This is a genomic window from Streptomyces sp. NPDC126503 (assembly GCF_040302405.1).
Taxonomy (GTDB): Bacteria; Actinomycetota; Actinomycetes; order Streptomycetales; family Streptomycetaceae; genus Streptomyces; species Streptomyces gulbargensis.
Genome location: NZ_JBEORS010000009.1, coordinates 134,193 through 154,430 on the forward strand (window position 1 = coordinate 134,193; position 20,238 = coordinate 154,430).

General features: G+C 71.9%; 17 protein-coding genes and 1 tRNA gene. 6 read left to right on the plus strand and 12 right to left on the minus strand.

The window, feature by feature from the left end:
• Positions 1–59: 59 nt before the first annotated feature.
• The gene (locus tag ABTY40_RS14795; RefSeq protein ID WP_352059840.1) at positions 60–1,181 is read left to right on the plus strand and encodes a ferritin-like domain-containing protein; all 1,122 of its coding nucleotides are present in this window, start codon (positions 60–62) and stop codon (positions 1,179–1,181) included.
• A gap of 258 nt (positions 1,182–1,439) precedes the next feature.
• Complete coding sequence (locus ABTY40_RS14800) at positions 1,440–1,868, plus strand: VOC family protein (protein WP_352059841.1); 429 nt, start codon at positions 1,440–1,442, stop codon at positions 1,866–1,868.
• 128 nt (positions 1,869–1,996) lie between these two features.
• On the opposite strand, the gene ABTY40_RS14805 is transcribed toward ABTY40_RS14800, so the two are convergent.
• From ABTY40_RS14805 to ligD, 7 genes are all read right to left on the minus strand, one after another.
• Positions 1,997–3,526, minus strand: coding sequence for a penicillin-binding transpeptidase domain-containing protein (locus ABTY40_RS14805; RefSeq protein WP_352059842.1), 1,530 nt, complete (start codon positions 3,524–3,526; stop codon positions 1,997–1,999).
• Positions 3,523–4,905 (minus strand): FtsW/RodA/SpoVE family cell cycle protein, encoded by a 1,383-nt coding sequence (locus ABTY40_RS14810; protein WP_352059843.1) that lies wholly within the window; start codon positions 4,903–4,905, stop codon positions 3,523–3,525. The genes ABTY40_RS14805 and ABTY40_RS14810 overlap by 4 nt, the downstream gene beginning before the upstream one ends.
• Before the next feature lie 92 nt (positions 4,906–4,997).
• Positions 4,998–6,359, minus strand: coding sequence for an ATP-binding protein (locus tag ABTY40_RS14815; RefSeq protein ID WP_352059844.1), 1,362 nt, complete (start codon positions 6,357–6,359; stop codon positions 4,998–5,000).
• Positions 6,356–7,204, minus strand: coding sequence for a hypothetical protein (locus tag ABTY40_RS14820; RefSeq protein ID WP_352059845.1), 849 nt, complete (start codon positions 7,202–7,204; stop codon positions 6,356–6,358). The genes ABTY40_RS14815 and ABTY40_RS14820 overlap by 4 nt, the downstream gene beginning before the upstream one ends.
• Before the next feature lie 103 nt (positions 7,205–7,307).
• Entirely contained in the window at positions 7,308–9,644 is a 2,337-nt protein-coding gene (locus ABTY40_RS14825) for a PBS lyase (protein ID WP_352059846.1), read from the minus strand.
• Positions 9,645–9,839: 195 nt separating this feature from the next.
• Positions 9,840–10,949 carry an ATP-dependent DNA ligase gene (locus ABTY40_RS14830; RefSeq protein WP_352059847.1) on the minus strand — a complete coding sequence of 370 codons (1,110 nt, stop codon included), beginning with the start codon at positions 10,947–10,949 and terminating at the stop codon, positions 9,840–9,842.
• Positions 10,946–11,830 (minus strand): non-homologous end-joining DNA ligase, encoded by an 885-nt coding sequence (ligD, locus tag ABTY40_RS14835; RefSeq protein WP_352059848.1) that lies wholly within the window; start codon positions 11,828–11,830, stop codon positions 10,946–10,948. The genes ABTY40_RS14830 and ligD overlap by 4 nt, the downstream gene beginning before the upstream one ends.
• Positions 11,831–11,880: 50 nt before the next feature.
• On the opposite strand from ligD, the gene ku reads away from it, so the two are divergent.
• Both ku and ABTY40_RS14845 read left to right on the plus strand, forming a co-directional pair.
• Positions 11,881–12,975, plus strand: coding sequence for a non-homologous end joining protein Ku (gene ku, locus ABTY40_RS14840; RefSeq protein ID WP_352059849.1), 1,095 nt, complete (start codon positions 11,881–11,883; stop codon positions 12,973–12,975).
• Positions 12,976–13,251: 276 nt separating this feature from the next.
• The gene (locus ABTY40_RS14845) at positions 13,252–14,811 is read left to right on the plus strand and encodes a M4 family metallopeptidase (RefSeq protein ID WP_352059936.1); all 1,560 of its coding nucleotides are present in this window, start codon (positions 13,252–13,254) and stop codon (positions 14,809–14,811) included.
• Here the strand turns inward: ABTY40_RS14845 and ABTY40_RS14850 are convergent.
• From ABTY40_RS14850 to ABTY40_RS14870, 5 genes are all read right to left on the minus strand, one after another.
• Entirely contained in the window at positions 14,804–15,838 is a 1,035-nt protein-coding gene (locus ABTY40_RS14850) for a DUF5954 family protein (RefSeq protein WP_352059850.1), read from the minus strand. The genes ABTY40_RS14845 and ABTY40_RS14850 overlap by 8 nt on opposite strands.
• Before the next feature lie 93 nt (positions 15,839–15,931).
• Positions 15,932–16,762: a glycoside hydrolase domain-containing protein gene (locus ABTY40_RS14855; RefSeq protein ID WP_352059851.1), complete on the minus strand. Its 831-nt coding sequence runs from the start codon at positions 16,760–16,762 to the stop codon at positions 15,932–15,934.
• A 115-nt stretch (positions 16,763–16,877) separates the two neighbouring features.
• Positions 16,878–17,291 carry a PIN domain-containing protein gene (locus tag ABTY40_RS14860; protein ID WP_352059852.1) on the minus strand — a complete coding sequence of 138 codons (414 nt, stop codon included), beginning with the start codon at positions 17,289–17,291 and terminating at the stop codon, positions 16,878–16,880.
• Positions 17,288–17,551 carry a CopG family transcriptional regulator gene (locus ABTY40_RS14865; RefSeq protein ID WP_352059853.1) on the minus strand — a complete coding sequence of 88 codons (264 nt, stop codon included), beginning with the start codon at positions 17,549–17,551 and terminating at the stop codon, positions 17,288–17,290. The genes ABTY40_RS14860 and ABTY40_RS14865 overlap by 4 nt, the downstream gene beginning before the upstream one ends.
• 174 nt (positions 17,552–17,725) lie before the next feature.
• Positions 17,726–17,793 (minus strand) — tRNA-Arg (locus ABTY40_RS14870).
• A 218-nt stretch (positions 17,794–18,011) separates the two neighbouring features.
• Between ABTY40_RS14870 and ABTY40_RS14875 the strand changes: the two genes are divergently transcribed.
• Together ABTY40_RS14875 and ABTY40_RS14880 are read left to right on the plus strand one after the other, a co-directional pair.
• Positions 18,012–19,718: a PIN domain-containing protein gene (locus ABTY40_RS14875; RefSeq protein ID WP_352059854.1), complete on the plus strand. Its 1,707-nt coding sequence runs from the start codon at positions 18,012–18,014 to the stop codon at positions 19,716–19,718.
• Between the two features lie 70 nt (positions 19,719–19,788).
• On the plus strand, positions 19,789–20,235 hold the full coding sequence (locus ABTY40_RS14880; protein ID WP_352059937.1) for a GntR family transcriptional regulator: 447 nt from the start codon (positions 19,789–19,791) through the stop codon (positions 20,233–20,235).
• The last annotated feature ends 3 nt before the right edge of the window (positions 20,236–20,238 follow it).

The following is a 20,238-nucleotide window of genomic DNA, read 5'->3' on the forward strand; positions in this document are numbered from 1 at the left end:
GTCGACCACCCCGTCCACACCGTGTGAGCCTGCCGGCGAACGGCAGTGAGGAGTCGTCAGTGTCGACCCACGACCTCTATGCGAACCCCCCGGGAGCGCCGCGGTGGGAGGTGCCCTCGCCCGGCGCCGGCGCCCGCTTCACCTGGGAATACGACGGGCAGGATCCGGGCCGCGACCGGCTCCTCGCCCTCTACCAGAAGGGCAAGGACAAGCAGTGGGACGGCGCCCGGCGCATCGACTGGGACCTGGAGGTCGACCCGTTCGACCCGCTGGGCACCCCCGACGAGGCCATGACGCTCCACGGCACCCGCCACTGGGCCAAGCTCTCGGAGAGGGACAAGGGCGACCTGCGCCGCCACTACGCCTCCTGGCAGTTCAGCCAGTTCCTCCACGGCGAGCAGGGCGCCATGATCTGCGCCGCCCGGATCGTCGAGTCCGCCCCCGACATGGACGCCAAGTTCTACTCGGCCACCCAGACCATGGACGAGGCCCGGCACGCCGAGATCTACGGCCGCTTCCTCCACGAGAAGATCGGGATGCTCTACCCGATCAACGACAACCTCCAGGGGCTCCTCTCCGACACCCTGCGCGACTCCCGCTGGGACATGCCCTACCTCGGCATGCAGGTCCTCATCGAAGGTCTCGCCCTCGCCGCCTTCGGCATGATCCGCGACACCACCGACAAGCCGCTGCCCAAGCAGATCCTCGCCTACGTCATGCAGGACGAGGCCCGGCACGTCGCCTTCGGGCGGATGGCGCTGCGCGACTACTACCAGCAGCTCACCGACGCCGAACTGCGCGAACGCGAGGAGTTCGTCATCGAGGGCTGCTACCTCATGCGCGACCGGCTGCGCGGGGTCGAGGTCCTGGAGAACTTCGGCATCCCGAGGAAGGAGGCCGAGGAGATGAGCGAGCAGAGCGCCTTCCTGCACCTCTTCCGCAAGCTCCTCTTCAGCCGCATCGTCCCCTGCGTGAAGGACATAGGCCTGTGGGGCGAGCGGCTCCAGAAGGCCTACCTGGACATGGGCGTCTTCGAGCTGGGCGACTCCAACCTGGACCTCCTCATGGCCCAGGACGAGGAGGTCGCGGAACGGCTGGACGCGGAGCGTTTCGCACGGGAGGAGCGCGAGCGGGTGGCGGAAGTGGAGGAGGCGATCGCCCAGGGCGCGGCGACGGAGTAGCGCGGGGCACCCGGGCGTACCCGGCGGCGGCCCCGGCCCCGCCGGCGCGGACCGGGAAACGATCTTGCCTCCGCCCGGGACGGTCACTAGGGTCGGGCGGGTGACTGCCGGGTCGGCCATGGGCCACGCACGAGTGAGGGTCCCGGCTCCGGCGTGAGGCCGGGGCGGGCGAGAGGCCCGCCTTCCTTCTCCGCGTCTTCGCGGCCCGCGCCCTGGGCGCTCTTCCCCGCACCTCACACGACCGGAGACACCTCACCCATGTCCGTTCACCCACCGCGTCCGCGCGCGCCCGAGCCGTCCCCGGCCGGCGTCCAGCTGAACCACACCGTCGTCCACGCGAGCGACCGGTACCTGTCCGCCGAGTTCCTCGCGGCGGTCCTGGGCCTGCGGGTCGGCGCCCCCTTCGGCCCGTTCCTGCCCGTCGACCTCGACAACGGCGTGACGCTCGACCACTACGAGCAGAGGAACGAGCCGATCCAGTCCCAGCACTACGCCTTCCTCGTCCCCGAGGAACGGTTCGACGGCGTCATCGCCCGCCTGGAGGCGGTCGGGGTCACCTACTACGCCGACCCCGCCCACACCGAACCCGGCCGGATCAACCGCCTCTTCGGAGGCCGCGGCGCCTACTTCGCCGACCCGGACGGCCACAACATGGAGGTCATGACGCGGCCGTACGTCCGGCCCTGAGCCGTGTCCGTGAAGTCGCGCCTGCCCTGCGGGCGGTCGCCGCTCCTTCACGGCCCCGGCCCAGCCGGTCCCGGGGGCGCCGGCCCGGCGGTGCCCCCGGACGTCCGCGCCCCCGTGCCGGACACGGCTCACGGCCCGGTCCGCGCCGGGAAGCCGCCCGCCGCGGAGGCGCTGCCCGCGCCCCGGCCGCGCGCCTCCGCCTCCAGGCGCAGCGCCTCCGCCATCACCGCCCGGGCGACGGGAGCCGCGCTGCCGCCGCCGCTGATGTCCGTACGGGCGGCCTCGGCGTCCTCCACGACGACCGCGACCGCCACCGCCGGCTGCGCCGCGTCCAGGGCCTGCGCCCAGGCGATGAACCAGGCGTACGGCGTCCCGGTGTTGCCGAAACCGTGCTGCGCCGTGCCGGTCTTGCCGCCGACCCGCGCCCCGGGAATCGCCGCGTTGCCCCCCGTCCCCTCCTCCACCGCTCGCACCATCAGCCGCTGGAGCTGGACGGCCGTCGACGGGGTCATCGCCTGCCGGTAGGTGCGGCGCGCCATCCGGCCCACGGTCGTGCCGCCCGAGGTCGTCGTCCGGTCGACCAGGTACGGGTAGGCGATCTCCCCGTGGTTCGCCACCGCCGCCGCCACCATGGCCATCTGCAGCGGCGTCGCCGTCGTGTCGAACTGCCCGATGGAGGAGAGCGCCAGCTGGTCCGGGCTCATCCCGCGGTCGAAGTTCGACCGCGCCACCCAGGACGGCACGCGCAGCCCGGTGTCGTTGAAGCCGAAGCGTTCCACCGCCTCCACCATCCCGGCCGCGCCCACCTCCACCCCGAGCCCGGCCATCACCGTGTTGCACGACCACCGGATCGCGTACGCCAGCGACGCGTCCCCGCACCCCTTCGCCTCGTTGGGCAGCACCTGCCGGGTGCCCGGGAGGACGAAGGGGTCCGGGGTGTCCGTGGGCGCCTCCACGTCCCGTACCGCCCCCGCGTCGAGCGCGGCCGCCGCCGTCACGATCTTGAAGGTGGAGCCAGGGGGGTACGTCTGGCGCAGCGCCCGGTTCAGCATCGGCTGGTTCGGCGAGGAGTTCAGCCGCCGCCAGGCGTCCTTCACCGCCCGGCCCGTCCCCGACAGGACCCCCGGGTCGTACGAGGGCGAACTGACCAGCGCCAGGATCCGGCCGCTGTGCGGCTCCAGGGCCACCACCGCACCCCGCTTGCCGTCGAGTCCCCGGAAGGCCGCCGTCTGCATCGAGGAGCGGATCGTCGTGATCACGTCCCCGCCCGGCTGCCGGCCCCGCCGGGGGTCGTTCCACAGCGGCAGCGGCGCCAGCACCGGATCCGTACCGGCCAGGACGGCGTCCTCCGCGTGCTCCACCAGCGTGGTGCCGTACGTCTGTGAGGCGTAACCGGTCAGCGGGGCGTACATCGGCCCTTCGCGGTACGTCCGTTCCCAGCGCAGCTGCTGCCCGCTGTCGCGGGAACCCGTCACCGGGCGGCCGTCCACGACGATCTCCCCGCGCGGCTGCGCGTAGCGCTGGATCGCGATCCGCCGGTTGGCCGGGTTGCCGTCCAGCTCGGCCGCCTCGAAGATCATCACCCGGGCCGCGTTCACCAGCAGCGCGACGAGGAGGACGAGACAGAGCACCGCCGCCCGCCGGATGTACCGGATCACCGCACTCCCTCCCGCACCGGTGCGACCGGGCCGGTGTCCGCCGCCTCGGGCAGCGGGGCGCGCGCCGAGTCGCTGACCCGGATCAGGAGCGCCACGATCATCCAGTTGGTCACCACCGACGAACCGCCCTGCGCCAGGAACGGCATCGCCATGCCGGTCAGGGGGATCAGTCCCATCACCCCGCCGGCGATCACGAACACCTGGAGCGCGACGATCGAGGCGAGCCCGGTCGCGAGGAGCCGGCCGAAGGCGTCGCGCAGCGACAGGCCGGCCTGGAAGCCGCGGCCGACGAGCAGCGCGTAGAGGACGAAGAGGGCGGTGAGGCCGAGGAGGCCCAGTTCCTCCCCGGCCGTGGCGAGGATGAAGTCCGACTTGGTCGCGAAGCCGATCAGGACGGAGTGGCCGAGCCCGAGCCCCGTGCCGAGCATCCCGCCGGCGGCGAAGGAGAACAGGGACTGCGCCAGCTGCCCCGGTCCCTCACCCGCCCGGATCGAGGCGAACGGATCGAGCCAGTCCTCCACCCGGCTGTGCACGTGCGGCTCGACCGAGCCGATGAGGAAGGCCCCGGCGGAGGCGAGGACCAGGCCGATCGCGATCCAGCCGGTCCGGCCCGTCGCCACGTACAGCATGATCACGAACAGCCCGAAGAAGAGGAGCGAGGTGCCGAGGTCCCGTTCGAGGACGAGGACGCCGACGCTCAGCACCCAGATCGCCACGATCGGCCCCAGCACCCGCCAGGTGGGGAACCGCAGCTGCCGGAACCGGCGGCCGGTGTACGCGAGCGCGTGCCGGTTGGCGGCCAGGTACGCGGCGAAGAACACCGCCAGGAGGATCTTCGCGAACTCGCCGGGCTGGAAGGAGAGCCCGCCGATCCGGATCCAGATCCGGGCGCCGTTCACGGCGGGGAAGAAGATCGGCAGGATCATCAGCGCCAGCGCGGCGGCCACCGACACGTACGCGTACCCCTGGAGCGTCCGGTGGTCCCGCAGCAGCAGCACCACCACGATGAACAGCGCCACCCCGAGCGTCGACCAGACCAGCTGGGGCGCCGCCGCCCGGTCGTGCGGGGTCTCCAGGTCGAGACGGTAGATGAGGACGAGCCCGAGGCCGTTGAGGAGGACGGCGATCGGCAGCAGGAGCGGATCGGCGTACGGGGCACGGAACCGCACCGCGAGATGCGCCACGAGCGCGAGCAGCCCGAGTCCCGCGCCGTAGCGGGCGGCGTCGGGCGGGACGGCACCGTTCCGGGCGAGTCCCACCTCGGCGTACCCGAGCACGGACAGCAGGACCGCGCCGACCAGGAGGGAGAGTTCCACCCCGCGGCGCTTCGGCACACGGACCCCGAGCGGCGGCGCGTCCGGGCTCGGGGGTGCGGTCATGGTGCGCAACGTAGCAAGCCGTATGCCCTATGTCCCTTTTGTGTGACGGTGTGCCGTGCGGTCGTCGTGCGGGTGGCGGTGGACGCCCGTCCTCACGCGCCTCCGCCCCCCGCCTCCCCGCCGCCGTCCTCCGCGCCGTGACCGTACGCGGGCAGGCGGAGCCGGGCCTCGGCGCCGCCGCCCGGCGGGTTGGTGAAGACCAGCTCCGCGCCGATCACCCGGGCCTGGCCCGCCGCGATGGTCAGGCCGAGACCGTGGCCCTTGCCGCCGCCCTCCGTACGGAACCGCTGCGGTCCCGCCTCCAGGAGGTACGCCGGGTAGCCGGGCCCGTGGTCCCGCACCGTCACCACCGGGCCGTCCACGGTCACCACCACCGGCGGTGCCCCGTGCCGGTGCGCGTTGGCCACCAGGTTGCCCAGCACCCGTTCCAGGCGCCGCCGGTCGGTCTCGACCTCCGCGTCGCGCACGATCCGCAGCTCGGCCGGGGCGCCGGCGGGCAGCGCCCCGGTCCGCGGATCGCCCCCGGCGGAGGCCCGGACCACGCGCTCGGCGATCGGGCCCAGCCGGTGCACCGCCAGGTCCACCGTCTCGCTGCGCGCGTCCAGGCGCGAGATCTCCAGCAGGTCCTCGGTCAGCGACCGCATCGCGCGGACCCGGTCCCGTACGAGCTCCGAGGGCCGCCCCTCGGGCAGCAGCTCGGCCGCCGCCGAGAGGCCCGTCAGCGGGGTCCGCAGTTCATGCGCGACATCGGCCGTGAACCGCTGCTCGCTCTGCAGCTTGCGCTGGAGCGAGGACGCCATCGTGTCGAGCGCTCCCGAGACCGTCGCCACCTCGTCCTGCGGGCGGGAGGGGTCCTTGGTGCGCGGATCGTCCACGCGCGCGTCGAGGTCACCGGCGCTGATCCGGCGCGCCACCCGGGCGGTGGCGTGCAGCCGCCGCGTGATCCGGGTGACGGCGAAGGCGCCCACCAGCAGGGTCGTCCCGATGGCGAGCACGGAGGAGCCGAGGATGGCCCGGTCCAGCGCCTCGATCGTCTCGGCGCTCTGCGTGTGGTCGACCCGCACCGCGAGGGCGCGCACGGCCACCGGCCCCTCCACCCGGCCGGTCCGGGGGGAGTCCGCCGGGCCCGCCGCCCACATGGTCGGCCGCCCCTCGTCGTCGGAGACCATCGTGCCGTGCTCGCCCCGCAGCGCGAGCGCCCGCAGGGCCGCCGGCAGGCCGGGCGGGTCGATCGCGGCGAACCGGGGGAGCGGTTCCCCCGCCTCGTACGTGCGGCTCGCCTCGGTCAGCCGGGCGAGCGCCTTCTCCCGGGAGTCGTCCACCGTCCGGTCGGTCACCGACACGTGGACGAGGACGCCGAGCAGCGCGGCCAGGGAGCAGCACATCACCGCGATGAAGACGGCGGCCTTCCAGGTCAGGGTCGCCGTCCAGGCGGGCGGCCGGGGCAGCCTCACGGCGCGGTCCCGTCGGGCCCGGTCTCCTCGGGTGCGGAACCGGGCCCGGTCTCCTCCGGCGCGGTCCCGTCGGGCGCGGGAACGGGTGCCGCGGGAGGCGGCGAGACCCGGGGAGTGGCCGGCGGGGTGGGCGGCGCGGACGGGGCGGCGACGGAGGGCACGCTCCCGGGCGGCCGGACGCGGACGATCTCGTCCCGGGCGGGCAGCATGCTGCCCTGGTCCTCGTCCCACGACCAGGCGGTGCGGTACTCGTATCCGGGGATGCCGGCGGAGCCCACCCGCATGATCAGGTCCCGGCCGGCCAGCTCCACGCTGATGACCTGCTCGACGGTGGACAGCACCCGGGTGAGCCCGCCCCGCTCGGCCCGGTAGACCAGCACGGCCACCTGCTGGTCGGGCAGCCGGATCCCCGCGATCAGCTCGTCCCGGCCGTCGCCGGTGAGGTCGTGGTAGTACGGCTCCATGAGCGGGCACCCGGCCGACCCGGCCCCGCCGGCGCAGGCCCCGATCGCCCGCACCGTGCCCGCGTACACGCCGTTCGGGCCCGAGACCGTGTCGGGACGGGCGCGGACCTCCGCGCGGACGACCGCCAGCGGGTCGACGGTGTGCACGTCCCCGGCGGTGACCGCGATGCCGGGCACACGCTCGTTGTCGGTCTCGCCGTAGTCGATCGGCGGGTTCGTGGCGGGCGGCAGGTCGGGCCAGAGCCGTACCGGCCCCACGGCCGTGGACGTCGGCCCCGCGCTCTCCAGCCGCCCCTCGCCCGCCGCCCCGCAGCCGGCGGCGAGCGTGAGGACACCGGCGGCGACGAAGGCCGCCGCCGGCGGCACGGAGCGGCGGGTCACGGTGTTCCTCGCGGGGCCGGGGACAGGGAGGTCTCCCGTAGACCTTAAAGCCTGATTCGTACGGAAGTCCCTTTTGTCCGGCGGCAAGATCGGTGCGACACCCTCAGGGGAGGTGGCGTTCCATCCGGGCGAGGGCCGCCCGGCAGAGGGTCAGCAGCTTCTCGTCCTCGTGGATGTCATGGCTGCCCGAGGTGCCCTCGCGGGCGTTGTGGCGGCGTCTGCGGGTCAGTTCGGTGAGGACCACCAGCTGCGCTTCCGCCGCCGCCGGACCCATCTCCGCCAGGCACGCGGCGATCTCGGGGCGCGTGTGCCGGTCCTCCTCCCACGCGGTGAGCAGCACCGGCAGCGTGCGGTCCGTCTCGCCGGAGACCCGCCACAGGGCCGCCGCGCCGTGGACGCGTACCCACAGGTCCCGCGAGGCCAGGCCCGGGCGCAGCGCGGGGGCCGCGGCGCTCGCCGCCGGGCCGATCGCGCCCAGGGCCTGGGCGGCCGCGCACCAGTCGCCGGCGGGGACGCCCGGCCGCAGCCACCGTTCCAGGGCGGGCAGCACCTCGCGCGTGTCCCCCTCCGCCGCCCACAGGGCGCGCGCCGCCCAGGTGGCGACCGGGGCCGCGTCGGCGGTCAGGAAATGGCGCAGGTCCCGGGCGGCCGTCCGCGCGGCCGGGCCGAAGGCCGCGAGCGTGCGGAGCGCCGACTCCCACACCCATGCGCGCCGGTTCGGAGGGGCCCCGCGCAGCACCCGCAGCACCTCCGGCAGGGCCTGGCCGCCCCGGACGGCGCCGAGCGCGTAGAGGAGCGGGGCGGCCCGGTCGTAGAGCCGCTCGTCGAGGTCGACCTCCGCCAGCCTGAGCCGCAGCAGCGGTGTGAGCGCGGCGGCGGCGGGCCCGAGGCCGTCCACCGCGTACAGCAGCTCCCGCCGGACCTCCCCCCGCTCCAGGGCGCGCGCCAGCAGGGGTACGGCGCGGGCGTCACCGGCCCGCGCGAGCGCGAGGAGCGCCCCGTCGCCGCCCGGCCGGTCGCCGCCCCCGCCCCCGTCCGGGGCGTCACCGAGGCCGGTGCGGACGCCGCCCGGCGCGTCGGAACGGCCGAAGCCGTCCGTACCGCCGGAGCCGTTCGAGCCACGGAACGCACCCGTCCCGTACGCCTCGCGCGTCCCGTACGTCTCCAGGGGTTCGTACGGCACGTAGGAGACGGCCGGCCGGGCCCCCACGCGCGCGGCGAGCGCGTCGGAGGCCGGGCCGCACAGTTCGAAGAGGCGCTCCAGGAAGGCGGTCGCGGCCTCGCGCAGCCGGGGCTCGGGGTCGTGCAGCTGCGCACCGACCAGGCGGACGACCTCCTCGTACCGTCCCCGCCACCGCCGTATCAACCCCCCGCACAGCCAGATCGCGTCCGCCCGCTGCCCCCAGTCGGGGCTGCGCAACTGGGCCAGGACGAGGGCGATGCGGTCGTCCACCCGGTCGTCCAGGGCGGTGTGCAGGGTCCGCAGCAGCTCCTCCGTCCAGGGGGCCGGCCGCCCGGCCGTGTGCTCGTCGAGCAGCTCGCGGACCTGCCCGACCAGCGTCGGGGTGGAGGGCGGCCGGACCTCACCGGCAGCGGCACCGGCACCGGATGATCCGTTCCCCGTGCCCGGGCCCGCGGGGGAGGGGGAACCCGGACCCGCCACCGGCCCGGACCCGGCACCCGTCCCCGTGCCGCGCGGCGCGGTCCTGATCTGCTCCAGGAGCCCGGTCACCCGCTCGACCACGTCGTCCGGGATGGCGGCCGGCGCGCACCGCGCCAGCTGCGCGAGGGCCGCGAGCCGCAGCCCCGGGTCCTGGGCCGCGCGGGCGAGCCAGTCCAGCCACTCGACGGTCTCGTCGCGGAGGAAGGCGTGCCGCAGCGCGATCTGCCCCACGGCGGCGACCAGCGCGAGCAGCACCTCGGTGTCCCGCTCGACGGTGAGCCGCTCCCGCAGCAGGGTCAGGACCCGGCCCGGCTCCGGGTGCAGGGAGGCGAGCGCGCAGGGCGCGGCGAGCCGTACCTCGGGGTCCGGGTCGGCGACGAGCCCGAGGAAGACGTCGGCCCCGGCGGCGACGGCGGCGGCCGCCATGGCGTAGTTGGCGGCGGGAATGAACTCGTCGTCGTCCGGCCCGAGTTCGTCCAGCTCGTCCTCGTCGTCGTCCAGCTCGATCCCGCCGATGCTGGTGAGCAGCTCGACGATGCAGCCGCGGTCCTGGACGGCCGGGTCGGCGACGAGTTCGAGGAGGAAGGGGATGCAGGCGAGCGTCGAGTCGTACACGTCGCCCTGGTGGTGCACCGCGCCGTACATGCCGTCGAGCGCGGTCTCCCGCTCCGCCGGATCGGGGGAGGCGAGCCCGTGGAGCAGTGCCGGTACGTCGTCCGCGGGGCCGTACGCGTGCCCCAGTGAGGCCCAGTCGACCTCCTCGATCCCCGTCAGCATTGCCAGGCCGCCTTCCCCGTGAGCGCTGTACCAGGCAGCAAGTGTGCACCACGGCAGGGAGGACAGCCCCTTACTGTCCGTATCGCCCCTGCCCGGCGGGCGAGTTGCGCTCGCTTTGCGCCATGTGCGGTGCGCTGTCCGGCAGTTGCGCAGCGTGGTGGAGCGGGACTTGAACGAGGGCTCCCCGCGCCGCGCTCAGGGCTCGCCCCGGACCCGGACGAACGCGGCCGTCTCGTGCCGTCCGGCGACCTGGCGCAGCTCCACCGCGAGCGGACGGTCGAGCGGCGTCACGGGCCCGTGCTCGGGGTCCCGCGCGGGCGCGCCGAGCCGGCCCCGCACCAGCTCGCCGACCAGCCGGGCCTGCGCCGGGGTCAGCCGCGGCGAGGTGAGCACCGTACGGTCGTCGGGCAGCCGGACGAGCAGCGCCCGGGGCCGGTCGGCCGGGCCGGTGAGACCGAGCAGGACGCCGTCGGTCGTGTCGGCGTGCCGGACCTTCCGCCACGCCCAGCTGCGGCCCGGCCGGTACGGCGAGGCCAGCGTCTTGGCGACGATCCCCTCCACCCCGGCCTCCCGCAGGTCCCGGAACCAGTCGTGGGCGGTCTCCTCGTCCCGCGTGGCGAGCACCCGCTGGAGCGGCGGTTCGGCGTGCCGCAGGGCCGCGCCGAGCAGCTCCCACCGGTCGCGCAGCGGCAGGCCGCGCAGGTCCCGGCCCGGCATGGCGAGCAGGTCGAAGGCCACGTAGAAGACGGGGACGCCCGACTGGACGCGGTCGGCGTGGGAGCGCAGCAGGTCGGGGAAGCTGAACCGGCCCTCCCGGTAGGCGCACAGCTCGCCGTCCAGCACGATCCCGGGCGGGAGCTGGGCGCGCAGCTCCGCGGCGATGCCGGGGAACTCGGGCGCGAGGTCCCGGTGGGTGCGGGACTGGAGGACCACCCGGCCGGCGTCGAGGACGAAGGCGAGGGCGCGGAAACCGTCGAGCTTGAGGGAGTACTGGAGGTCGTGGGGCGGCGGCTTCTGCGGCGGGACGGCGTCGGCGGAGTGCGGCCGCACGACGTCGACGGGCGGGACGAGGACGACGGGGGAGGGGGAGGCGGAGCGCCCGGCGCGGCCCTCGCCGCCCGTGCCGCCGGGGCCGGGCGCGTCCTTCCCGCCGCGGGTCCCGCGCGGGCCGCGGGAACCGGTCCCCCGCTCCGCTCCCGGTCCGCTCCCGGGCGCCGCCCGGGGGCCGGATCCGGAGACGGCTCCGGTGCCGCCCCCGGGGTCCGGCCCGGGCCCGCCGGCCGGCTCCGGCGCGGCCGGCCTCACGGCACGCTCCCGGCCCGCTCCGGCGCGAAAAGGGGCGCGAGGAGCTCGCCGTACCGCTCCAGACGTGGCGCGATGTCGTCCATGAGAAGAACGAGGTCCCCGGGGCTCCGGCACCCCTCCACCTCTTCCCAGGTGACGGGCGCCGAGACGGCCGGCAGGGCCCGCGCCCGCAGGGTGTAGGGGGTCGCGGTCGTCTTGGCCGCCGCGTTCTGGCTGTGGTCCACGAAGACCTTCCCGGGCCGCAGCGCCTTGGCCATCCGGTGCACGACCAGCCGGGGCAGCTCGGCCTCCGCCTCGACGGCGAGCCGCCGCGCGTACGCCGAGACCTCTTCGGAGGGCGTGGGCTCCACGGGCACGAGGAGGTGGAGGCCCTTGGAGCCGGAGGTCTTCGCGAAGGCCTGCAGGCCGTCGGCGGCGAGCCGTTCCCGCAGGTGGAGGGCGACGCGGCAGCATTCCACGACCGTCGCGGGCGGCCCCGGGTCGAGATCGAGGACGAGCCGGTCGGCGACGGCGGGGGAGGAGGCCCGCCACTGGTGCGTGTGGAACTCCACGACGAGGTTCGCCGCCCACATCAGCGAGGCCAGGTCCTCGATCACCACCTGCCGGGCCCCGGGGTCCTCGGACCGGGGCACCGGGGCGGTGTTCACCCAGGCGGGCGTGCCGGGCGGAGGGTTCTTGGTGAAGAACAGCTGACCGTCAGGCCCGTCCGGATAGCGCAGGAAGGAGACCGGCCGGTCCCGCAGATGCGGGAGGATCGCGGCCCCGACGGTCGCGTAGTAGTGCAGCACCTCGCCCTTGGTGGTGCCGGTGACCGGATGGATCACCTTGTCCAGGTTGCTGAGCGCCAGGCGCCGCCCCTCCACCTCTGTGATGGGCGTCATACGATGAGAATCCCATGATTCCCGTCCATATGGTGTGAAGGGAGCGAACCGTGCGTTCCATCTGGAATGGCGCCATTTCCTTCGGGCTGGTCAGCATCCCGATCAAGCTCGTGAACGCCACGGAGAGCCGGTCCGTCTCCTTCCGCCAGGTCCACGTCGAGGACGGCGGGCGCATCCGCTACAAGAAGGTCTGCGAGCTCGACGGGGAGGAGGTGTCCCCGGCGGACATCGGCAAGGCGTACGAGGACGCCGACGGGACCATGATCCCGATCACCGACGAGGACCTGGCCTCGCTGCCCCTGCCGACGGCGAAGACGATCGAGATCGTGGCGTTCGTCCCGGCCGCCGAGATCGACCCGATCCAGATCGACACCGCGTACTACCTCTCCGCGAACGGCGTGCCGGCCGCCAAGCCGTACACCCTGCTCCGCGAGGCGCTCAAGCGCAGCGACAAGGTGGCGGTCGCGAAGTTCGCCCTGCGTGGCCGGGAGCGGCTCGGGATGCTGCGGGTCGTGGACGACGTGATCGCGATGCACGGACTGCTGTGGCCGGACGAGATCCGCGCCCCGGAGGGCGTGGCGCCCGAGACCCCGGTGAGCGTGCGCGAGGCCGAACTCGACCTGGCCGACGCCCTGATGGCCACGCTCGGCGAGGTCGACATCGGCACGCTGCACGACGACTACCGCACGGCCGTGGAGGAGATGATCGCGGCGAAGGCGGCCGGCGGCGAGGGCGTGGCGCCTCCGGAGCCCGGCGAGGAGCGGCGCGGCGGGCAGGTCATCGACCTGATGGCGGCTCTGGAGAGCAGTGTGCGGGCGGCGAAGGAGGCGCGCGGGGAGGCGCCGGCGGAGCGGGAGGCCGCCGAGGTGACCGAGCTCAAGCCGCGCGGGCGGACGGAGGGGGCGGGGGAGACCGGCCGGAAGAAGGCGACGGCCGGCAGGACGGCACGGAAGGCTCCGGCGGAGAAGGGCTCCGAGGACGCGGCCTCCGAGGACGCGGCGCCGGAGGAGAAGGCCCCCGCCAGGAAGACCGCCGCGAAGAAGGCGGCGGCGAAGAAGACCACGGCCAAGAAGACCACCGCCAAGAAGACGGCGCAGAAGGCGACGGGCAAGAAGACGGCGTCGCCGCGCAAGCGCACCGCCTGAGGCGCGGACCGAGGGGCGATGGGCCCCCTCCCGGAGGACGGCCAACTCGCCGCATAGCGGACGGGTTTGGTCGTCCTTCGGACAACAGATGGTCAAATTCTTGTTGCATACCTGTCAAAGATCGTCTTTCGCTGGCACGCTCACCTCCGCATCACCCCCCACGAATCCCCCACGTGTTCCAGCGAAGGAGCCCGCGTGACCCGCCTCCCGTCCTCGCACCTCCGCACCACCCGCGCCACCACCGTCCGCGCCGCCGCCCTGCTCGCCTCCGCCGCGATGGTCGTCGTCGGCGTCCAGGCCGGAACCGCCGGCGCCGACACCCGGTACGACGCCGCCGCCCAGCGCGAGGCCGGCGCGACCGCGCTCGTCCTCACCGGCTCCCAGCGCGCCGCCGCCGTCCAGGAGGCCCAGGCCGGCGCCACCACCACCGCCCGGGCCCTCGGCCTCTCCGGCCGGGAGAAGCTGGTCGTCCGCGACGTCGTCAAGGACGCCGACGGCACCGTCCACACCCGCTTCGAGCGCACCTACGACGGCCTCCCGGTCCTCGGCGGCGACCTCGTCGTCCACCGGAAGAAGTCCGGCGCCCACTCCGCCACCAAGGCGACCGGCGCCCGCATATCCGTGCCGACCACCACGGCCGCCGTCCCCGCGGCCGCCGCCGGCAAGGCCGCCCTCGCCTCCGGCGAGAACCAGGCCGAGAACCCCACCTCCACCCGCAAGGTGATCTGGGCGGCCACCGGCAGGCCCACCCTCGCCTGGGAGACGGTCGTCACCGGCCTCCAGCACGACGGCACCCCGAGCGAGCGCCACGTCGTCACCGACGCCACCACCGGCAAGGAGCTGTACTCCTACGAGGCGGTCGCCACCGGCACCGGCCACACCCAGTACAGCGGCCAGGTCACGCTCGGCACGGCCCCCTCGTACACGCTCACCGACACCGCGCGCGGCGGCCACAAGACGTACGACCTCAAGGGCGCCACCAGCGGCACCGGCACCCTCTTCACCAACACGACCGACATCTGGGGCAACGGCCTCGCCACCCACCGCGAGACCGCGGCCGCCGACGCCCACTACGGCGCCGCCGTCACCTGGGACTTCTACAAGAACGAGCTGGGCCGCAACGGCATCCGCGGCGACGGCGCCGCCGCCTACTCGCGCGTCCACTACGGCAACGCGTACGTCAACGCCTTCTGGTCCGACTCCTGCTTCTGCATGACCTACGGCGACGGCGCGGGCAACGCCAGGCCGCTGACCTCCCTCGACGTGGCAGGCCACGAGATGACCCACGGCCTCACCTCGGCGACCGCCGGCCTGCGCTACAGCAAGGAGTCGGGCGGACTCAACGAGGCCACCTCCGACATCCTCGGCACCTCCGTCGAGTTCTACGCCGCCAACGCCGCCGACACCGGCGACTACCTCATCGGCGAGAAGATCGACATCCGCGGCAACGGCACCCCGCTCCGCTACATGGACAAGCCCAGCCGCGACGGCTCCTCCGCCGACTACTGGTCGAGCAGCCTCGGCCGCCTCGACGTCCACCACTCGTCCGGCCCGGCCAACCACTTCTTCTTCCTGCTCGCCGAGGGCAGCGGAGCGCGGACCGTCAACGGAGTCAGCTACAACTCCCCGACGTACGACAACTCCACCCTCACCGGCATCGGCCGCGAGAAGGCCTACAAGATCTGGTACAAGGCCCTCTCCACCTACATGACCTCCTCCACCACGTACGCCGGCGCCCGCACGGCCACCCTGTCGGCGGCCACGGACCTGTACGGCGCGGGCAGCGCCGAGTACAACGCGGTCGCCGCGGCCTGGGCGGCGGTCAACGTCAAGTAGCGGCCGGGTCGTCGCTCTGCCGCAGAGTGCCGTCCTCGTCCATCGTCGGATGCAGCTTCTGGGGGCCGTACTCGTCCACATCGGACGGGCGCGGCCCCTCGGGGCCGTCCGGCCCGAACCGCACCATCCGCTCCGCCCGGAAGATCCGGAACTCCCGCCCCCGCACCCGGGCCACGTCCGCGCGCCCGGCCGCCCGGAACAACTCGGCCGCCCGCCGGTACGGTTCGCACTCCCGCGCGCTCCACCGGTGGACCAGCGGCCAGACCCTGATCATGTCCTCGTACAGGGACCGCCGCGCCTCGTGCGGTGTCGGCAGCAGCGAATCGTGCGGTTCCCACGTCTCCCCGGTGCGTTCCACGACCCCGAAGCGGACCGGCAGCAGCGCGATGTCGGGGTGCGTCCTCACGGCCCGCTCCGAATCGGCCCGTACGGCCGCCGGATACCGCTCGGCCCCGTAGTGGAAGCTCCGCAGTCCGAACCGCATGGCTTCCGCCATCGGCCCGCGCGACCGGTCCGGATCCAGTACGACGTCCACGTCGGGATCCGACACAGCCGACCGCCCCTCCCACACCCGGAACACCGGCTCGGGATCCGTGGGCCGCGGCGGCTCCAGGCTCCCGTCGGTGCCGCTCCGCGCGAATTCGTCGGCCCGCACGACCCGGTACCGCATCCCCAGGACGTCGATCTCGTCGACCGGCTCCCGCTCCAGCACCCGCACCGCCGCGATCAACTCCCGCCGCACGGCCGGGTCGTCGGTGTCGTCCTTCGCCCGGAAGAACAGCAGCGACTGCAGACCGTCCCGCGACTCCTGCGGCATCCCGGCCCGCACGGGCACCACCAGCCGCCACGGCCCCGCACCGCCCACCTCCCGCGCGGCCACCCCGAACAACGCCCCGCGCACCGCGAGCCCCCGGTACCGCATGGCCCCCTCGACGGCGTCGGCCTCGGTCACCCACGCCACGGGATCCCCACCCCTGACGAGCTCGGCCTGCACCTGGGCGATCCGTCGCCCCCAGTCATCGTCCATGCGCGCATTGTGTTCCCGCCCGCCCGCTCCCGTACGGGGAACACCGGAACATCCCCCGAGCGGGGCGGGCGGAGGCGCGCCGACGGCGGCCGGTCAGCCGATGACGGCGACCGGCGCGTCCCAGGCGTTGCGGTCGACGTTGATGGTGTGACCCCCGCGGGTCTCCTTGCTGTTGGCCTTGTACTGGTGGCCGCGGCTGTGGTCGGTGTACAGCTTCGGGTCCCAGGGCCAGTCCCTGGTCGTGGTCTCCTGCCCGTTCCACTGGGCGTACCAGAGGTTGCCCGGCAGGTCGGTGCGGTTCTTGGCGGTCGCGACCGCCTTGGCGCTGGAGCTGCTGAACCCGTAGAGGCCGGCCCGGTAGGTCTTGGCGCGCAGGGTCCTGGTGAAGGACCGGACATACGTCAGCGTGGCCTCGTTGCACGCCTTGTCGGCGATGTCGTACGACTCCATGTTGAGGTAGATCGGGCTGCCGGCCTTCATCCCCAGGGCCGACGCCTTGGCGATCGCGTCGTTGGCGTTGCTCACCCCGACCGACGCGGCGGTGGCCGCGGTGAACCGCTCCTTGTTCCGGCTCTTCTGGCAGGGCGGCTGGGCCCCGACGTACAGCGGAATGACCCGCCAGCCGAGCGTGTCGACCGACTTCACCCACGACTTCGTCAGATTGGGCTGCGCACAGCCCCGGTTCCTGCCGCCGATGTACACGGCGACCCCGCCGTAGTACCCGTCCTTCTTCCACGCCTTCATCGCACCGAGCGACGGAGCCGTACAGGCGTCGAAGGCCCGCCCGGTGTACGTCTTCTGCGCCGGCCACGCCGGAGCCGCCATCGAACTCTGCGCCGCGACCCCGGCCCCGGCCACGACGACACCCCCCGTCACCGCCAGAGCGATGTAACGCCCTCTCCTGGACAACCGGTGCTTCGCCATTCCCCACCCCACACACGCCACGATCGGACCCGGGCCACCCTACCGGGAGCGACTCCGCCGATCACCGTGTGCCCGTGCGGGGTGGATGGTGGTTGCCCACCCCACACCGCGACTGTCAGATTCCGGTCACAGTGGCGCGTCCGCCGCACAAGACGATGAAGTCCTCGGGATCGGACGTGAGGATCGTGACCGGCCCGGGTGCGGCGAGGGCGGTGGCGGCGAGCATGGCATCGATGGCGTATTTATGGCCGTGCAGGCCGGCTTCGGCGAGCAGAGCTGCCGCGTGGCGGGCGATCGGCTCGGTGATCGGTTCGACGACCAGGCGGGAGAGCGTCCACTCCAGGGCCGGGCGGTTGATGCCGGGGTGGACCACTTCGACGAGGGTGGCCGCCGATGTGATCACGCGGAGGTCGTCCGCCCGTGCCAGGGCCAGCCAGGCGGTGACTGCCCGGTCGCGCAGGACGGCCTTGGCCAGTCCTTCGCTGTCCAGGACGAGAGTGCCGCCGGGAACCGCAGGGGAGCGGGTCACGCGGCGCTCGCTCCGCCCTCGGTCTGCTCGCGCCGCGCCTGGGAAAGCTGGTCGCGCAGGGACTGGATCTCTTCGTCGGTGACGGGTCCGTGCTCGGCTTCGGCGACGGCGATGAGTTCGTTGAGGTTGTCGCGTTCGATCTGCCGGGCAACGGCCGCGGCCACGTAGGCGGACAAACCGGAGTGGCCGCTGCGGGCCTTGGCGGCCTCGGCGATGTCGCGCGGCATGGTGATCGAGTACTTGCCGGTAGGCTCGCTCATGCCACCTATCCTACTCTGCATCCTCCCGAGACCGATGGGCGTCGCATGCGACGAGGTGCGCCGGAGAGAGGCGAGGGCGCGACGCTCGGAGGAGCCTGGGGTCCCGGGATGAACGAAGAAACCCCCGACTCGCGCTTCTGCGGGTCGAGGGTTTCCTGAGCACTTCCTGCGAAGTGCCCCCGGCAGGATTCGAACCTGCGCACACGGCTCCGGAGGCCACATCGACTTGGCGTTGCGTAGGCCTCTGACCTGCATCTATGCGGAAGAGGGCATCTTCGTGCGGTAACTCACGCGTCCCTCACGCGTACCTCGTGGTGGTGGTTCCTCAAGCGCAGTTGGGCAGGCCCAGGCTCCGGTAAGGCGGTGGAGGTCCGCCGGCCTACGGTGTCGGTCGCTTGGCCTAGCTCACGGCTTGTGCGGAAGCTCCCCGAGGTGCAGAAGGCGGCGCTACGCTGCGGCTGTGGAGCATGAAGAGTCGGCCCAGGCCAGTGAAAGCGATACCGCCGCACAGCGTGGCGTCTTCGACGGGTTTTCCGGTTACGTAACTCCAACGGAAGACGATTGGAGGAGTGTACTGCGCGACGGTCTCGTGGTTATTGACACGAATGTGCTATTGAACCTGTATCGGTACAATCAGGCGGCGCGCGAGACTTTCATGCAAACGCTCCAGAGTCTCGGATCATGTCTCTGGGTTCCTCATCAGGTGATGGAGGAGTTTTGGCGAAATAGGGAGAGCGCGATTGAGGACCCCCAGAAGCAACTAGATGCCTCTGAAGCAGCCTTGAAGAAGGGGCTGCAGAAGGCCGTGGAGGACCTCCGTAGCTGGACAAACAGAGTCTCGCTTGAGCGATCTAATGTTGAAAAGCTTGAGTCGACTCTTTCTGGGGCCTTTGATCAGGTGATCGCGGCCATGGCTGAAGTTGTCAACGGTGGCGAGGGGGAAATGTCTCATGACACTTCGCAAGATAAAGTAGTCGCTGCCCTGGATGTTCTCCTGAAGGGGAAAGTGGGACCGCCGTTGGATCAAGAGGATCTCGTTGAGCAGATAGCGGAGGGGAAGAGGCGTATTCAAGCCCAGGTCCCACCGGGTTATAAAGACAAGGCGAAATCTGCCCGTGGGGACAACTCCGAGGTAGGTGATTACCTTGTGTGGCTTCAGCTCATTAGGGAGGCGAAGGCTAGGGGTGTCGATGTTCTCTTGGTGACTGGAGACACCAAAGAGGATTGGTGGCGAACGCGCAATAATATCCCCGTGGGCCCCCGAAATGAATTGGCTGAGGAGCTAAAGCGAGAGGCTGGGGCTCGACTGTATATGCTTAAGCCTGACAAGCTCCTGTCTTACGCGAGAGATTTTCTACAGGTCGAGGTGACTGAGGATTCGGTTCAGAACGTTGAGATGGTGGCTGCCCAGTCCACCTCGGACGCAGCGTTCCGGGCTCTTGGCGAGATGGCGGAGTACGACGCCACGGGAGCTGTCCTCGGGGCGTGGCGCGAGGTGGAAGGAGCCCTCGGGAGGCTCGTGCCGGACGGCACCTTTGGGCAGCGGCGCGTAACGCCTGGGATGCGCTTGAAGGCCCTGAGCGAAAGCTATGGCGGTTCCGCTGACATTATGAGGAGGGTCAGAGAGCTGCGGGAGATCCGAAATCAAATCGTGCACAGCAGTGAAATTGAGCTGACTCAGGAGGGTGCACGAACCTTTGTGGCGAAAGCCAAAGAAGTTGCGGACTCTCTGGCTCTTGCAAGCGCTCCTCGTTCGCAAGCGATGCGACTTGAAGATGCGATCTACGAAGCGCTTAATCGAGGAGGATTTACTGTTGCGCAACAGCAAGCGGGTCGCTCTCAGTACGACTTCCTGGTTGCTGATGACTCGCGGACTGATTCATTTGTTGCTGTCGAGGCCAAGTTCGTATCGGACGGGCTATTCCATGAAAGGAATCTAAGGGAGGAGGCCGGTAAACTTGCCTCCATGCCAGTCGATGTCACGTCGCTGCTCGTGGTAACTAACGGCTCCCTGATGCCTCGGGTGCAGGAGTTCAATGCCACTATTGATGGATCTTCGGGAATCGATGGTCGGCGCCTGGAAGTCGTGCAATGGCGAGGTCCGGACGATGATGCAGCCTTGACTCGGGCGCTAATGAGGGCCATGCGTAAATCAGGGCCTCAGTGAGATCTACCTGCCGGGACTTCGAAACTGAGAGTCATCGGATGCGGCTAGGAATGTGGGAAGGTGGGGTGACCTGTTGAAATCTAGTCCACGCGGTACGTATTTGCTGATTTCGAATGAGATACGGACGCGGGTAGTCAATGGGGAAATCGGCGAGTCATTCCCGTCGGAGGCTAAGCTTATGCAACTGCTTGGCGTTTCGCGTAACACCGTTCGGCGAGCCCTGAAAGTTCTCGAAGCCGAGGGTGTTGTGTACTCGACTCCGGGTGCAGGGTGGCGAGTGAGTGAGAAGGGCGACCGTAGAAGTTTGGTCGAACGAATGACTGAATTGATTGTCACGGACTCGCTCGCGGTGGGAGACGCCTACCCTTCCGAGGCCAAACTGTGTGAGCGCTTTGGGGCCTCGCGAACGGCAGTGCGCCGAGCTGCTGCCCAGATGGAGGGCAGCGGGTTGCTTGACACCGTCCACGGCAAGGGGCGCACGGTACGCGCTCTCCCCGCCTCGGCCCGGCAGCCGTAGCGT

Bases quoted from the DNA above. Each gene is read 5' to 3' on its own strand.
- ABTY40_RS14800 (WP_352059841.1), top strand. From the start codon at position 1,440: ATGTCCGTTCACCCACCGCGTCCGCGCGCGCCCGAGCCGTCCCCGGCC.
- ABTY40_RS14810 (WP_352059843.1), bottom strand. From the start codon at position 4,905: ATGACCGCACCCCCGAGCCCGGACGCGCCGCCGCTCGGGGTCCGTGTG.
- ABTY40_RS14825 (WP_352059846.1), bottom strand. From the start codon at position 9,644: ATGCTGACGGGGATCGAGGAGGTCGACTGGGCCTCACTGGGGCACGCG.
- ligD (WP_352059848.1), bottom strand. From the start codon at position 11,830: ATGACGCCCATCACAGAGGTGGAGGGGCGGCGCCTGGCGCTCAGCAAC.
- ABTY40_RS14845 (WP_352059936.1), top strand. From the start codon at position 13,252: ATGGTCGTCGTCGGCGTCCAGGCCGGAACCGCCGGCGCCGACACCCGG.
- ABTY40_RS14850 (WP_352059850.1), bottom strand. From the start codon at position 15,838: ATGGACGATGACTGGGGGCGACGGATCGCCCAGGTGCAGGCCGAGCTC.
- ABTY40_RS14855 (WP_352059851.1), bottom strand. From the start codon at position 16,762: ATGGCGAAGCACCGGTTGTCCAGGAGAGGGCGTTACATCGCTCTGGCG.
- ABTY40_RS14865 (WP_352059853.1), bottom strand. From the start codon at position 17,551: ATGAGCGAGCCTACCGGCAAGTACTCGATCACCATGCCGCGCGACATC.